Genomic DNA, 15428 nt, shown 5'->3' with positions numbered 1-15428 from the left:
TCAGGTTGTCTATCCACTCTTCTAATAAACTAGTTATTGTTCTGTCATTCTCAGCAGCGTATAACTCTAATTTATATCTTCTACGTTCAGATAACCGAATTGTTAATGATTTTGTTTTCATAAAGCACTAAAATTATTTGTGCATTTATGTTAACATATACAGAAGCAGGTAAAACAAATGTATGGTTGTCAACAAGTTAGAATTAATCCGAACTCAGCATTGAAAGGAGTTTTAGAGTTTTTGTGTAGTGAGTCTGTAAAACTTGCAAATTGTGGAACATACTATGCTAGACAATTATTCTGGAAAACTGGGAAAATTCCTGGTAAATTTGATTTGCACCGTGAGTTAAGAAACAATCCACATTGTAGCTCAATGTATTCTCAAGTCGCACAGCAATGTTTAACAACAGTTGCGGAGTCATTCAAGTCTTATGTCGGACTTATAAAAAGTATTAAAAAAGGAACTTTAACCCAAAAATCTAAGTTACCTGGATATAGAAAAGGTGGTTTTAATCTCGTGACTTTCCCTGGGCAAGCTGTTAAATTAAAAGACGGAAATTTAAGATTTCCATTGGGCAGTAAAGTAAAAATTTGGTTTGGACTTGACGCTTTCTATATTCCCATGCCCTCAAACCTAGAACACAAAAACATTCAAGAATATCGGATACTACCAAGGAATAATCAGTTCTATTTAGAGCTAGTTTACAAAATATCTCCTTTAAAAGCTGACGTAAATATTGATAATGTTTTATCAATTGACCACGGTTTAAATAATTGGCTAACCTGCATCAGCAATGTTGGCACGTCGTTTTTAATTGACGGACGCAAATTAAAATCAATGAACCAATGGTACAACAAGCGAGTTTCAGTTTTAAAAGAAAATCAACCTCCAGGTTTTTGGTCTCAGCAATTAGCATCAATAACTGAAAAGCGTAACCGACAAATACGTGATGCCATAAATAAATCGGCTCGAATAGTTATAAATCATTGTCTGGAAAACCAGATTGGAACTATAGTTTTTGGTTGGAATACAGGACATAAAGATACTATCAATCTTGGCTCTAAAACTAATCAAAAGTTTGTTCAAATCCCCACAGCACGACTTAAAGACCGCATTGCTCAACTGTGTGAACAATACAGTATTAAGTTTGTAGAAACTGAAGAATCTTATACATCAAAGGCATCATTCTTGGACAATGATATTCTACCTAAATACGGTGAAAAACCCGAGTGGTGGAAAGAGTCAGGTCAAAGAGTTAGCCGTGGTTTGTATCGTTCTCAAGATGGTACAACAATAAATGCAGACTGTAACGGCGCAGCCAATATTTTCAGAAAAGTAGCGGTAAAGCTAGGGTTAAATCTTAGTGGAATCAGTAGAGGCGTTTTGATATCGCCGTTAAGATTATTTATTTGGTCTTAAGAATCCCCTCTCTAGCGAGACGCTTTAGCCAGGGGAGTGTCAAATCACTATTATCTTGGATAACTTAGTCTTAACTGCGTCTATAAGCGAGTTATACTGCAAACGGGTGAAATCTGGACTTATGTCCTACTGAACGAAGTGAAGTATCTCGGAGATTCTAGAGCCTACGGCTCCCGTAAGGGATACACTTCGTATGGCTAACGCCACGCTATGCCTACGGCACACTACATGAACGCTATCAAAATGACATTTTTAACCCGTGTTTAGTATAAGAACATTTAAAAAGCATTTTGTAATTATTTACTCTGCACTGTTACCTGTATTTACTGAAAGAATATTAAACATCTCTGAAAAATAATCATGCCTTATCCAAAATCCTCTGTATGGAAAATTCATGTTTCCCTACAGTCGTGTAAAATAAATTAATTATATAGTTAGGAGAAAAGAATATTAACAGGCAAATAACAACAGTTATAAAATACAGCAATTACATTCTTGTTCAAAAATAGCTAGATATTTCTGCGTAAGTATTTACCAAAAATTTACATAATTTGGCCAACAATAGATTAATATCTCAGAACTTAATACCAACATTATTATATTCACTCAATGAAAGTAGCTCCATTACCATCCAATGAAGCAGAGAGGCTAAAAGCACTAGAAAAATACCAAATTCTTGATACCGCTGAAGAACAAGGCTTTGATGATTTAACTGCTTTAGCCGCATATATTTGTAAAACTCCCATTGCCTTGATCAGCTTAATAGATGACCATCGACAATGGTTCAAATCAAAAATTGGTTTAGAAGTAACAGAAACTCCTAAAAATATATCATTTTGCGCCCATGCTATTCTCCAACCAGAGGAAATGCTAATAGTACCAAATGCCCTTGAAGATGGGCGTTTTTATGATAATCCATTAGTGACAGAAGACCCTAATATTCGGTTTTATGCAGGCACACCTCTAGTGACATCTGATGGTTTGGCTTTGGGAACTTTGTGCGCTATTGACCAAAAACCGCACATTCTGAATCCAGAACAAATTACAGCAATGAGAAGATTAGGTCGTCAAGTTCTCACACAAATGGAACTGAGAATTAATTTAATGCAGTTAGAAAAAAATATTGTCAAGCGTCAAATAATTGAAGATGAACTACGCATCAGCAATCAAGAGCTTTCTAGTACTGTAAATAAGTTAAGAAGAACTCAAACACAACTGATTCATGCCGAAAAAATGTCTAGTTTAGTTCCCTTGATTACAGGTATTGCCCATGAAATTAATAATCCTGCTAACTTTATTTATGGCAATCTCAAACACGTAGATGATAATGTCCGAGATTTATTAGATTTATTAAGTTTGTATCAAGAAAATTATCCCCATCCAAGTTCTCATATCCAGCAGAAAACCGATGCTATTGATTTTGGTTTTTTGAATGAAGACTTATTTAAAATCCTTAGCTCTATGAAAGTTGGTACTCAGCGCATTCGTGAAATTGTGCTGTCGCTGCGGAACTTTTGTCGGATAGACGAAGCTGAAAAAAAATCAGTGAATATAACCACAGGTATTGATAGCACATTATTATTTTTACAGCATAGACTGGAAGCAAAGGGAGATTTTCCGAAAATAGAAGTTATTAAAGAATATGGTGAACTTCCATCAGTAGAATGCTATCCAGCACACTTAAACCAAGTTTTTATGCATTTACTTAGTAATGCTATTGATTCTCTACAGGAGTCATTTGTTATGCAACCTGGACAAAAGCATGAACTCAAAATCAGCATTCAGACTAAGTATGTTCACTCAGGATTTGCTGTCGTCAGAATTGCAGATAATGGACTAGGTATACCTGAATCTATTAGTAAACAAATATTTGATCCATTTTTTACAACTAAGCCTGTAGGCAGAGGGCAAGGTTTGGGATTATCTATTAGTTATCAAATTATAGTTGATAAACATGGTGGAATATTGAAGTATGTATCCCAAGAAGGAAAAGGCGCAGAATTTTGGATTGAAATACCTTGTAAAACCCAGACATAAGAGACTTCCAAATAAAAAAATATCCCGTATTTGTACAGGCAGGGAGGCAGGGAGCAGGGGGAGGAAAAATCATTTTGATTTCACAAATTGGATAGCGAAGCGCTGCTGCAAGCAGTTCATCTTTTTTGTAGAGTTCTCTAAAGCTCTTTATCTTGTGTATTATTAAGTATAAATTCCCTGATGCTAGTAATTGAAGTTCATTGAGACGTTTCCAATAGGAAACTCAATCAAAAGAATAGTGAAAAATCTGACAATTTATGATTTTTAGTTGATTTATTATAAATAAAATCAATTTTGTTAGAAGTAGTAGTTTAATTATGCCTAGTTCTCAAACTTTATCCACAGCTTTAAATTTTCAAGAAGATTTCCCATGCCCTGTTTGTAGAGTCGGTAAAATTTCCCCTATGCCATTAATGGAAGCAATGTCTTGTAACTTTTGCCAAGAAATTTTTACCGTCAATTTGGAAATACAGCAAATCAAGATGCCTTCTAGACAACCTCCACTGGTTTGGCAATGGAATGGCTTTAAGTGGACAGAAGCCCAACTAGAAGGTGTTGAATTAGGTTGGGGTTACGTGTTAGCAGCAATGGCTTTTGTCATTTTACCAACTATCTTAATTGGCCTAGCAGCTTATTATTTTCCTCCAAATCCTGATGTACCTCTTTCGTGGCTACCATATATCTGGACATTACTCACATTTTTGTTACATTTATCAATTATAGTTTGGATTTTTATTGAAGTTTATCAAATTCCGATTGAGGCATATTTCCGAGCCATCAATCGCTGGAGAAATAGTGTAACAAGGTGAATTTTTAAATCTATAATGTGATACCTTTGGTAGCCATAGGCATCGCTATTTGATACTTTATGGGCTAAAGATGTAGGGTTTTCATGTTGCCATCTGCTCTTTGTAAACTTGAGCAAAAGCGTGGCGGCAAAAAAATTAGATTCATTCACTATTTGATCATAAATGGAGCGATATCTTTGGTAGTTGTAGGCATCACCGCAAGATTTCAGAGAACTATAGTAGAATTTTAGAAATAACTGACGTAAAATTTATAAAATACAAGACATTAGGGATTGGGGATTAACCATCAGGAAAATTTCTACCTCAGCCGTCAGTTCGCAATTTTCCGTATGAGTGCGGAAGCCAACTCAATGAATCGTTATACTCAACATATAGCGATATCACTCATAATTAATTTAATTATTATTTGATTTTCCATCAACACATCGTATGAGCGAACTGGAGCGATACTACAGAATCTTAGAATTAGAGCCTGGAGCAACACTAGAAGAGATCAACCAGGCTTACAAAGATTTAGTGTTTGTTTGGCATCCTGATCGCCTCCCTAAAGACAACCACCGTTTACAACAAAAAGCTCAAGACAAACTCAAAGCCTTTAATGAAGCTCGTGAAAAATTACGTTCTTTAAACGATAGGTCTCAAACTGCAAATTCTAGACCAACCCAACAAAAAAAACCATCCTCTACTTACTATCAACAACCACAAACAAACTATCAACAACCCAATCAAAATCCAGACTTGAGTGGAAAAGATTTTAGTCGCGCTAATTTAAGTAACAGAGATTTATCTGGTAGAAACCTAAGCTATGCAAATTTAAGCGGTTCTAATCTCAGTGACACTTTTATGCACAAAGTTAATCTCAGAGGTGCGGATTTATCGGAAGCTAATTTGTTTAGAGCTAACCTGCTGTTAGCAGATATGAGAGAAGCAAATTTACGCTCGGCTAATTTGATTGGTGCGGATCTCAGCGGTGCAGACTTGCGGGGTGCAGACTTGACTGGTGCTAGAATTCGCTCAGGTGAGCGTCTACTAGTGAAACTGATTGGTGCTAACTTGGCTGGGGCTATTATGCCAGATGGCGTAATTCATGGCTGATCTCGACCTTAGTTATCAAAAACATAAATAACTAAGTTGACGTACCTGCAATATGGGAAACTTCGTAATATTCCTGAGAACACAAGTTTCCCAATAAAGGTATCATATGTAACAGAAAGTTGAAAATATTCTGAGAGAAGCTACTTTACAGGTGTCTAAAATTTTCCAAACAGACTACTTAAGTTGGAATTTTTAAATTTAAACTGGAAAATAGCGACAATCATTTAGTTATAAACTCTTGTAATCTCGCTTTTTGCAAATGTAATCTGGAAAGTAATTTAATTTTTTGTTTAGATCGTCATGAATATAGCAATAATTGGTTGTGGTTATGTTGGTTATGCAGTTTCTCAATATTGGCAGGAAAATAAAAATTTTATCATCACTGCAACCACAACTACTCCTGAGCGTGTATCTGATTTGAAGGCTGTAGCTCAAAAAGTTATAGTCACCCAAGGTAATGATTTAGAATCTCTAACCTCAGTATTAAAAAATCAAGATGTCGTCATATTAAGTCTAGGTGCAAAAAGTGGAAATACCTATGAAGAAACTTATCTGCAAACTGCCAAAACCTTAGTTTCTGTATTGCGACATTCTCCCCATATTCATCAATTGATATATACAGGAAGTTATTCAGTATACGGAGATAGAAATGGTGTTTGGGTAGATGAAGAAACACCACCAGCACCACCTAATTTGAATGCTCAAATTCTTCGCAAAACCGAAGATGTTTTACTATCAGCAGATAATGAAAACCTCCGTGTTTGTATCTTACGTTTGGGAGGGATTTATGGGCCTGGTAGAGAATTGGTGAAAATATTTGGACGAGTAGCTGGTACAACTCGTGCTGGTAATGGTGAAGAAATCACAAATTGGATTCACCGAGATGATATTGTTGGCGCTATAGAATTTGCACGTAACCATCGCTTACAAGGTATTTATAATCTAGTAGATGATTCACATCTCACAAGTCGAGAACTAATTGATAATGTGCTAACAAAACATAATTTACCTAATGTAATATGGGATGCAACAAACAAGAGTAACCGCCCATATAATACGTGGGTGTCTAATCAAAAGATAAAAGACGCGGGATACAAGTTAATCCATCCTCAAATAACTTTTTAGCCAGAAATACTGAATTTAGGATTATGCAACCTTTTACCATAGCCAATACATCGGGGATTACAGCATCTCCTACCAAGTTTTATAATTGGCAGAATTATCGCTGTGCTTATGAAGTACATCAACCCATAGATTCATCTGCTGACTGTACTCCTTTACTTTTAATTCATCCTATTGGGGTAGGATTATCAAGGCAATTTTGGCAGCGATTTTGCCATGAATGGTATCAAACCAATCATCAAAATATTATTTATAATCCTGATTTATTGGGATGTGGTGAAAGTGATATGCCTCGCCAGGCGTATAAACCAATCGATTGGGCAAAACAATTACAACACTTTTTACATACAGTAGTACAAAAACCTGTGATTGTAATAGCACAAGGTGCTTTATCACCAGTAGCTATTGAATTAGTTAAATTAGAGCCAAATCTAATTAAAGGACTTGTACTTTCTGGTCCAACAGCTTGGAGTGTAACTACTAAAAATGCACCTAAATGGCAACAAAATCTGCTTTGGTCTATCTTTAATTCACCACTAGGGAATGCTTTTTTTCGATATGCACGTACACGCAAATTTTTAGTTTCTTTCTCAACTGAGAAATTGTTTGCATCTAGCGAAGCTGTTGATGAACAATGGTTAAATACTTTAATAGCAGATGCTAAAAATATGGGTGGTCGCTACGCTGTATTTTCTTTTTTAGCTAGGTTTTGGCAACGGGATTATAGTGGTGATATTGCCTCCATTCAACAACCGACATTAGTAGTTTTAGGAGATACAGCATCAGCTATTAGTAAGGAAGGTAAAAAAGAAACGCCTGATGAACGTTTGGCAGATTATCTGGCTTGTTTACCTCAAGGTCGAGGCATGAAAATCAGCGGACGCAATGTTTTACCATATGAATCAACTGCCGAATTTGTGGCAACTATATCTTCATTTGTTAATGAACTTTCTTAGTTGACATCTTTTACTATGGGAGTCTATCGGTAAAGTGGCTTGCGCTTAAAAGCGTATTATAAACATTGCTGTTTTATAGCTAAGTATACCTATGCTACTAAACTCTTATAAATCAAATTGGATTTTTATAGACTGTTATAGTTGCCACTCTCGTGTCAAACTTATGAAGGAATCTTAATCACAAAATTATAGGAGTGGTGGGAATGGATGTCAGCTTGATTGTGTCCAACATCTTGAATCCACCTGTATTAGCTTTTTTTATGGGGATGTTGGCAGTTTTCCTGAAGTCAGATTTGGAAATTCCTGCACCCATTCCTAAGCTGTTTTCCCTGTATTTGCTATTTGCGATTGGGTTTAAGGGTGGTGTGGAACTGGTAAAAAGTGGTATTAGCCAGGAAGTGATTTTAACTATGCTGGCGGCGATTTTAATGGCTTGCATTGTTCCAATTTATACTTTTTTTATTCTCAAGGTAAAATTGGACTCTTACAACGCCGCTGCGATCGCAGCTACCTATGGTTCAATTAGTGCTGTAACCTTTATCACGGCTAGTTCTTTTCTGACTCAACTGGGTATCAGCTTTGATGGTTATATGGTTGCAGCTCTGGCTTTGATGGAATCTCCGGCTATTGTCGTTGGTTTGATATTAGTAAAATTATTTACTGCTGATCAAAGTGACAGAGAGTTTAATTGGTCGGAAGTATTACAAGAAGCATTTCTAAATAGTTCCGTATTTCTCCTAGTTGGTAGCCTGATTATGGGTTTACTCACAGGTGAACATGGTTGGACGACTTTAAAACCGTTTACACAGGATATGTTTTACGGAGTCCTCACCTTCTTCTTGTTAGATATGGGACTTCTAGCGGCAAAAAGAATCAAAGATTTGCAAAAAACCGGCGTTTTCTTAATCTTATTTGCCATATTAATACCAATCGTCAATGCCGGAGTTGGTTTAATTATTGCTAAACTAATCGGTATGCCCCAAGGAGATGCTCTCTTATTTTCGGTGTTGTGCGCTAGTGCTTCTTACATTGCAGTTCCAGCAGCTATGCGACTAACAGTTCCTGAAGCTAATCCTAGTCTATACGTTTCTACTGCTTTAGCTGTGACATTTCCTTTTAACATCATCATTGGCATACCCTTTTATCTATACGCAATTAATATCTTTTGGAGTTGAGATTATGGAGTTAGTTAAACGAGTAGAAATTTTTGCTAATTACGTTGAAGTTGGGAAGATTTTAGAAGCTTTAGAAAAAGCTGGTGTTCCTGAACATACGGTTATTAAAAATGTTGTCGGTAAAGGTAGAGGAGGAACAGACAGTGATGATTTAGCAATGACCTTGCTAGATAACATTTATATTATTGCTTTCTTTCCTCCTGAAAAATTGCCATTAGTGGAGGTACAAATTAGAAAGATTTTAAATAAATTTGGTGGGACTTGTTTTATTTCTGATGCAATGGAATTGAACACAACTAAGTGTGTTGGTTAGGTAAATAACTTACAGCAGAATTCAGAAGTCAGGAGTCAGGAATAAAAGCCTTTTGTAGCCTAGCTTTGGAACAAATTTGTATACCTCGTATACCTGCAATATACTATATCTGTTTTTTGAAATAGTATTCTGTAGGTACAGGCGAAAAATCACTAATCTGATTACAATACTCAAGGTGAAATTTAATTACCTTGTGTCACTAATCATGGAAAATTTCGTTTTTTACAATCCAGTTAAAATCCTATTTGGTAAAGGTCAAATTGCTAACATTGCTTCAGAAATTCCCGCAGATGCTAGAATTCTCATCACCTATGGCGGTGGGAGTATTAAAGCTAATGGCGTTTATGACCAAGTAAAATCTGCTTTAGCTGGAAGGAATGTATTTGAGTTTGGTGGTATTGAACCCAACCCCCACTTTGAAACTCTGATGAAAGCAGTTGAGTTGATACGCAAAGAAGGTATTGATTTTCTGTTAGCTGTAGGTGGTGGTTCAGTTGCTGACGGGACTAAATTTATAGCTGCTGCGGTTCCTTTTGTGGGCGACCCTTGGGATATTTTAGCAAAAGGCGCACCGATAACTGCGGCTTTACCTATGGGGGTGGTTTTGACTTTACCCGCAACTGGTTCGGAAATGAACCCAACTTCGGTGATTACCAAGTCGGAAACTCAAGAAAAGTTATATTTCGCTAGTCCCCTGGTTTTTCCTAAATTTTCTGTTCTTGACCCAGAAACGACTTTCTCCCTCCCTACCAGGCAAATTAGTAATGGTATTGTTGATGCTTTTACTCATGTGATGGAACAGTATTTGACTTATCCAGTGAATGCACCATTACAAGACCGCATGGCTGAGTCAATCTTAAGAACCCTGATTGAGGAGGGTCCAAAAACCTTAGCAAGTCCTACAGATTATGATGCACGGGCGAATTTAGTCTGGTCTGCGACAATGGCGTTAAATGGATTAATTGCTGCTGGTGTACCTCAAGATTGGACAACTCACATGATTGGTCATGAGTTGACAGCGTTGCATGGTATGGATCATGCTCAAACTTTGGCGGTTGTGTTACCTAGTACGTTGACAATTAGACGCGATCGCAAATGGCAAAAACTTCTACAATATGCAGATAGAGTTTGGGAAATTGTTGGTGGTTCAGAAGATGAACGGATAGATGCAGCAATTACTAAAACTCGTGATTTCTTTGAATCAGTCGGTGTCCGCACTCATTTATCTGACTATGGTGTGGGAGTAGAAACTATTCCCGCAGTTATCGAGAATTTAGAAAAGCATGGAATGACAGCTTTGGGGGAAAATAAAGATGTTAACCCGCAAGTTGTTGAGAAGATTTTAGCTCTTTGCGCTTAGAGATTTAATTTGTAGGGTAGGTAAAATACCTACCCATAACAAAGCAATTTTTAATATCTAAAATTTTTCAACTTGGGATAACAACAATATTGCTACAAATTCTATAATATAATTATCACCACTACAGGAGTCCGTATGACCCAGATATATGAGGGAGTACGCTGGACAAGCTCAGACCTTGAACTCTTGCCAGATAACGGCAACCGTTATGAGATAATTAATGGAGAATTATTTGTGACAAGAGCGCCACATTGGAAACATCAAAAAGCTGGCAACAATGTTTGTACGGAACTCACACTTTGGTCTAGAGAAACCGGTTTAGGAGAAACTGCAACTGCTCCCGGTATTATTTTTACTGATGCTGATAATGTCATTCCTGATGTAGTTTGGGTAAGTAATGAAAAGTTAGCAACTTTATTAGATGATGATGGACATTTAACAGGTGCGCCAGAATTAGTAATTGAAGTACTTTCTGCTGGTGTAGAAAATGAACGCCGAGATAAAGAAGTGAAATTAAAGCTTTATGCTTCTAGAGGTGTTCAGGAATATTGGATAATGAATTGGTGGTTACAACAAATAGAAGTTTATCGAAGAGAAAGGGCAATTTTAGTATTAGTAGAAACTCTGTTTGCTAATGATGAGTTAATATCGCCTTTGCTGCCTGGATTTAGTTGTGTTGTGGGTAGTTTGCTTAAGTAGAAAAATCCTTAAATTTAACATTGAAAGACAAATATTTTCTAGAAGTTAACCAAGATGGTACAAGCAATATTAAAACCTCTCACATTAGATGAGTTTCTGCAACTACCAGAAACGAAACCTGCAAGTGAATATATTGATGGTCAAATTATTCAAAAACCCATGCCACAGGGAAAACATAGTATAGTTCAAGGTGAACTTGTACCTGCTATTAATTTTATCGTTAAACCTCAAAAAATCGCTCGTGCATTTCCTGAATTGCGTTGTACCTTTGGTGGACGTTCGATAGTACCTGATATAGCAGTTTTTGTTTGGGATAGAATTCCCCGTGATGAAAATGGAGAAGTATCTAACACATTTGCAATTTCTCCAGATTGGACAATTGAAATTTTATCACCAGATCAAAATCAGACCAAGGTAACTAAAAATATTTTGCATTGTTTAAAATATGGTAGTCAAATGGGTTGGTTAATTGATCCAGGTGAACGGACTGTGTTTGTTTATCATGCAAATCAACAAGTTGAGGTTTTTGATGAACCAGATATGCTAATTTCTGTGCCTTCTTTTGCTAGTCATTTACAATTGACGGTTTGTGAGTTGTTTGGGTGGTTTTTAGAGTGATATTATTGATTCATCAAGGCTTATTAAAAAAATCAGATAGGCAATACCCACCTGAGTTAATTAACTATTCTTTATTCAGTCTGTTGTAGCAATGCCAATAAGTTATTTATCCTTGGTATCATCGCCATCAAGCCTTATTTTGCTAGGCTTAGGAGGTGGAGGAGATGCAGGTGGTGTTTTAGGTTGCTCCTTTTGTCTGTCATCTTGGTTATTAGACATGGAGAAAAATATCATAGATACTGAAGAACATACTAATACTAAACTAGCTTATGAATATACAGAAAGTTTTTTAAAAGATGTCAATAAAAGTATAGATTCACTTAATACTAAGATGACCACCGTCATAGGTTTTAGCGGTGTACTGCTGAGATTTTCGGCCGACCTCTCAAACGATGGTTACTGTTTGTACATCAAAATTGCTGTTTGCGCTCTTCTTGCTATAGATATTGGTTTATGTATCATTGGATTAATGCCGTCTCCATGTGGCGATGTCGTCTCACCTAAAGATTTGTTAGATGGAGAGTGGTATTACAAATCAGATGAAAGATGTCGTCACTATATTGCTAGTGCATGGAAAGGGGCAATACAACAACTTGAACTTCAAGCAAGAAACAAGAGCGTGTGTCTAAGATATGCTATGTGGAGTTTAGCTTTATCAATAATACTATTTGCTGTTAGTATCATTATGGAAGCAATAGCTAAAAGTGACTTGACGATTGAATACTAATTTTGTGTGCATAAGTTCTAAGATGTGAATAAGTGCTAAAAAAATAATCATTTTTAAAAGTGAGATGATTTTATGAATAGATGTTTTCTATTATTTCTAGAAATTCTTTTACTACTTTATCAGGATTTTTATAACAACTTTTAGGATCAAACCTTTCTACTACTTTGATACCATTTCTTTTAAACATACGTTCTCTTTCTTGTTCTTCTATTCTACGTTCTGGTGTATAATAAATTTCATCAACTTCTAAAATACCCCAATTATCCTTATAACGCACTAAAAAATTTGCGTCTTTATTTGCTCTGCCATTGTCTGCATTGAGTCTAGCTAAACAGTTTGGGAAATATAGAACTCCAGCGCGGTCTAATGCTTGAGCAATTTTTATCTCTGCTTCTGAATGAAACCGTAAATTTTCCCAATAGGAAGAGGTTTGGTTTAAATAAAGCTCAAGTCCTTGATTATTTACTTCATCATCTTCAAAAATTTTACTTACAATTAAATTTTTACTGTCTATAATTTTTTTGCATAAAATAGCAAATTTTTCATGTTCAAAATTACCCTTTAGGGGTCTTCTTTGTTTTCCATTTTCATCAAGATAAATATAATCACAATATACATCATCAAAGACTGTCTTACTGTTAATTTGCCAATCTTTTACACAAATACCAGTCAGTTTAGCAAACTCTAAATTAGCACCTATTACTTGTGAAGACATAAAATTAGCATTGCTTAAGTTAGCAAAACTGAGATCCGCACTGTTTAGGTTAGAAAAACTGAGATCCGTGCTGTTCAGGTTAGCCTCAATGAGTAAAGTATTAGTTAAATCAGTGCTATCAAGTTTCGCATTACTAAGGTCAGCTTCACTTAAATCCGCGTCTCTTATAATAGCCCTACTCAGAATAGCCTTACTTAAATTAGCTTTACTAAGATCAACTCTGCTCAGTTCAGCATCAACAAGTTCAGCCCCACTGAAATTTGCACCTGTGAAGTTTGCCAAGTAGAAATTAGCCTCATAAAAAGAAAAATTGCTGAAATCAGGTACTGTATCTGGATTTTCATCTCTCCAATTATTCCAGGCTTCTAAACCTTGCTTTAAAATTTTTAGGTGTTCTGAATTTGCCATAATCAACTGTTTTTATATTTTAAATTACGTAATCTACCATCCACATTATTTTTCTGTTTCTTTTTGTTCAATATACCAGCGAAAAACACTTTCTTGATTTGCTCCATTATTTGCAGTTGTAACAGACAAAATTTCTCCATAAGCACTTTCAAATTGAAAAAGACAAAGACCTAAACCTGAACCTGCACAATCTACAATTTCTGTATAACCTTTTTGAGTAAAAAAGTAATTCACAGGGGCGCTTCTTTCAGAATTCATTAATTGGTCTCGGTTAAATATTGCTTGCCAACCTGCTTCTAATAAAAGTTCTCTAGCTTTTGAATAAGGCATATTCTGTTTAAGCTTTGGTAATTCTTGTCTTACACAAGGTTTTTGACCTGAATCTTGCTTTGCTGTTTGTGCTATAACTGTCTTACTAATACTAAGAATAATACTGCACACAAACAGACTGCTGATACTCACAAGGCTAAAAAAGACTACATTAATTATTTTGCTTTTCATCAATTTTGAATCAATACTGAAAAATACTAAGTATTGTATAGCACAAATTAATGAAAGTGTAAATATTAAATGCTGTACTTGTATTGCCGTTATACTGAATTGAAAGACCTATAACAACAGGATATACTTTAATTATCAATAGAAAAACTATTGATAATTAAAGTAGTAATTTAATATGCTTACTGAAACTGTCACCCTACAAATTCCTGAAATTATCTATCAACGGTTAGTCAATACCGCCAATGCTACTCAACGTCCTTTAGAGGAAGTCATACTTCGTGCTTTACAAGTAGGTAGCCCACCAGCATGGGATGATGTACCAGAAGAGTTTCAAGCCGAACTGGCGGCTTTAGATAAGTTAGATGATAATACTCTACTGGCAAATTTTCCATAGTCATAAAACATCAGCCAACATGGAAGAATATAATAACTTACCAGAAAAAAATTCTAGTGGTAAATTGACAGAAACAGAAAGATTAAATTTAATATTTTTCAGACAAGAAGCTGATATTTTTATGTTACGTAAAGCTCAATCAACAGTTTTACTTCGTTGGCGAGGATATAGTTTACCAAATCCTTAAATTCTTGTGTCTACATATATTTCCGAAAGTTTAAGAAAACAAATAATATTATGATTATAAATAGCTAGACAAGCGAGTAAATTTATGTCAGTTATTGCAGCTAAAACTTACGTAGAGTATCGGAACGATGGATATTGGGTGGAAGGAACACGGATTTCTCTAGATTCGATTGTCTATGCTTTCCAAAAAGGCTTATCACCTGAAAGTATCGTTCAATCTTTTCCTCTGCTAACCCTAGAACAGGTTTATGGAGGAATTACGTTTTATCTAGCTAACCGCGCTGAGATTGATACTTACTTGGCAGATGAGGAAGCGGCTTTTGATGCTATGCCTCAACCACTAGAAAGCAGTGATCCTATTTTAGATGACAAACTCAAGGCAGCGAAAACAGCAAGACAGCAGGTGAAATTGTGAATATTCGCTACCAAGCCGATGCTGATTTGAATCAGTCTATTGTCACGGGAGTTCTGCAAAAGTTAAAAAATAAATCATTGATAGCAATAAAACAGTAAGCATAAGAAAATATTATCACCATATTTGTATATTACAAGCGAGTTATTAAAAATGGAAAAACCTAAAAAAAATCAACACTATGTTCCTCGATCTTATCTAGAAAACTTTAGTATTGATCCAAGCAAAAATGAAAAGCAAATTTTTGTTTTTGACAAAGTTACTCAAAAAAAATTTCCCACTAATATTAAAAATATTACATTAGAAAGATATTTTTATGATTTTCCTGAAACTTTCGTATTACCACGAGAAGATCCACAAAAAGTAGAAAATTTCTTCAACGAGCTAGAAATCAGGCAAAATAAATTACTTAAGCATATTCAAAAAAAGAGGGTATTAATTCTCCAGGTATAGAAATAGCATTTCCGATTAATAGTAAAGC

At 35.6% G+C, this 15428-nt stretch carries 18 protein-coding genes; 16 read left to right on the top strand and 2 right to left on the bottom strand.

Annotated features, from left to right (window positions below):
• The first annotated feature begins 178 nt into the window (after positions 1–178).
• The 12 genes from ACSQ6I_RS19170 (at position 179) to ACSQ6I_RS19115 (ending at position 12331) form a co-directional block, all read left to right on the top strand.
• Positions 179–1420: an RNA-guided endonuclease InsQ/TnpB family protein gene (locus ACSQ6I_RS19170; protein ID WP_438891893.1), complete on the top strand. Its 1242-nt coding sequence runs from the start codon at positions 179–181 to the stop codon at positions 1418–1420.
• Positions 1421–2029: 609 nt separating this feature from the next.
• Positions 2030–3457 carry a sensor histidine kinase gene (locus ACSQ6I_RS19165; protein WP_438891892.1) on the top strand — a complete coding sequence of 476 codons (1428 nt, stop codon included), beginning with the start codon at positions 2030–2032 and terminating at the stop codon, positions 3455–3457.
• 317 nt (positions 3458–3774) lie between these two features.
• Positions 3775–4266: a hypothetical protein gene (locus ACSQ6I_RS19160; RefSeq protein ID WP_438891891.1), complete on the top strand. Its 492-nt coding sequence runs from the start codon at positions 3775–3777 to the stop codon at positions 4264–4266.
• A 429-nt stretch (positions 4267–4695) separates the two neighbouring features.
• The gene (locus tag ACSQ6I_RS19155; protein WP_438891890.1) at positions 4696–5361 is read left to right on the top strand and encodes a pentapeptide repeat-containing protein; all 666 of its coding nucleotides are present in this window, start codon (positions 4696–4698) and stop codon (positions 5359–5361) included.
• A gap of 300 nt (positions 5362–5661) precedes the next feature.
• A complete protein-coding gene (locus ACSQ6I_RS19150) occupies positions 5662–6486 on the top strand; it encodes an SDR family oxidoreductase (RefSeq protein ID WP_438891889.1) in 825 nt (274 codons plus the stop codon).
• Between the two features lie 23 nt (positions 6487–6509).
• Positions 6510–7439: an alpha/beta fold hydrolase gene (locus tag ACSQ6I_RS19145; protein ID WP_438891888.1), complete on the top strand. Its 930-nt coding sequence runs from the start codon at positions 6510–6512 to the stop codon at positions 7437–7439.
• Between the two features lie 203 nt (positions 7440–7642).
• Complete coding sequence (locus ACSQ6I_RS19140) at positions 7643–8614, top strand: sodium-dependent bicarbonate transport family permease (protein WP_438891887.1); 972 nt, start codon at positions 7643–7645, stop codon at positions 8612–8614.
• Positions 8615–8618: 4 nt separating this feature from the next.
• Positions 8619–8927: a P-II family nitrogen regulator gene (locus ACSQ6I_RS19135; protein ID WP_438891886.1), complete on the top strand. Its 309-nt coding sequence runs from the start codon at positions 8619–8621 to the stop codon at positions 8925–8927.
• A gap of 205 nt (positions 8928–9132) precedes the next feature.
• Positions 9133–10287 (top strand): iron-containing alcohol dehydrogenase, encoded by a 1155-nt coding sequence (locus ACSQ6I_RS19130; protein WP_438891885.1) that lies wholly within the window; start codon positions 9133–9135, stop codon positions 10285–10287.
• 135 nt (positions 10288–10422) lie between these two features.
• Positions 10423–10986 (top strand): Uma2 family endonuclease, encoded by a 564-nt coding sequence (locus ACSQ6I_RS19125; protein ID WP_438891884.1) that lies wholly within the window; start codon positions 10423–10425, stop codon positions 10984–10986.
• 54 nt (positions 10987–11040) lie between these two features.
• Positions 11041–11604 (top strand): Uma2 family endonuclease, encoded by a 564-nt coding sequence (locus ACSQ6I_RS19120; protein ID WP_438891883.1) that lies wholly within the window; start codon positions 11041–11043, stop codon positions 11602–11604.
• A gap of 91 nt (positions 11605–11695) precedes the next feature.
• On the top strand, positions 11696–12331 hold the full coding sequence (locus ACSQ6I_RS19115; RefSeq protein WP_438891882.1) for a hypothetical protein: 636 nt from the start codon (positions 11696–11698) through the stop codon (positions 12329–12331).
• A gap of 70 nt (positions 12332–12401) precedes the next feature.
• Here ACSQ6I_RS19115 and ACSQ6I_RS19110 read toward each other — a convergent pair whose 3' ends face one another.
• Together ACSQ6I_RS19110 and ACSQ6I_RS19105 are read right to left on the bottom strand one after the other, a co-directional pair.
• Positions 12402–13454 carry a pentapeptide repeat-containing protein gene (locus ACSQ6I_RS19110; protein ID WP_438891881.1) on the bottom strand — a complete coding sequence of 351 codons (1053 nt, stop codon included), beginning with the start codon at positions 13452–13454 and terminating at the stop codon, positions 12402–12404.
• A 45-nt stretch (positions 13455–13499) separates the two neighbouring features.
• On the bottom strand, positions 13500–13955 hold the full coding sequence (locus ACSQ6I_RS19105; protein ID WP_438891880.1) for a hypothetical protein: 456 nt from the start codon (positions 13953–13955) through the stop codon (positions 13500–13502).
• Positions 13956–14130: 175 nt separating this feature from the next.
• Between ACSQ6I_RS19105 and ACSQ6I_RS19100 the strand changes: the two genes are divergently transcribed.
• From ACSQ6I_RS19100 to ACSQ6I_RS19085, 4 genes are all read left to right on the top strand, one after another.
• Positions 14131–14349, top strand: coding sequence for a hypothetical protein (locus ACSQ6I_RS19100; RefSeq protein ID WP_438891879.1), 219 nt, complete (start codon positions 14131–14133; stop codon positions 14347–14349).
• Complete coding sequence (locus ACSQ6I_RS19095; RefSeq protein WP_438891878.1) at positions 14318–14536, top strand: hypothetical protein; 219 nt, start codon at positions 14318–14320, stop codon at positions 14534–14536. The genes ACSQ6I_RS19100 and ACSQ6I_RS19095 overlap by 32 nt, the downstream gene beginning before the upstream one ends.
• Positions 14537–14620: 84 nt before the next feature.
• Positions 14621–14950: a DUF433 domain-containing protein gene (locus ACSQ6I_RS19090; RefSeq protein WP_438891877.1), complete on the top strand. Its 330-nt coding sequence runs from the start codon at positions 14621–14623 to the stop codon at positions 14948–14950.
• A 150-nt stretch (positions 14951–15100) separates the two neighbouring features.
• The gene (locus tag ACSQ6I_RS19085) at positions 15101–15400 is read left to right on the top strand and encodes a DUF4238 domain-containing protein (RefSeq protein ID WP_438891876.1); all 300 of its coding nucleotides are present in this window, start codon (positions 15101–15103) and stop codon (positions 15398–15400) included.
• Positions 15401–15428: the final 28 nt, after the last annotated feature.

The sequence above is a fragment of the Anabaena sp. WFMT genome, from assembly GCF_051781005.1.
In the GTDB taxonomy this organism is placed as follows: domain Bacteria; phylum Cyanobacteriota; class Cyanobacteriia; order Cyanobacteriales; family Nostocaceae; genus Anabaena.
Note: the sequence above shows the minus strand (reverse complement) of the source record. Positions and strands in the feature narration are given on the sequence as shown.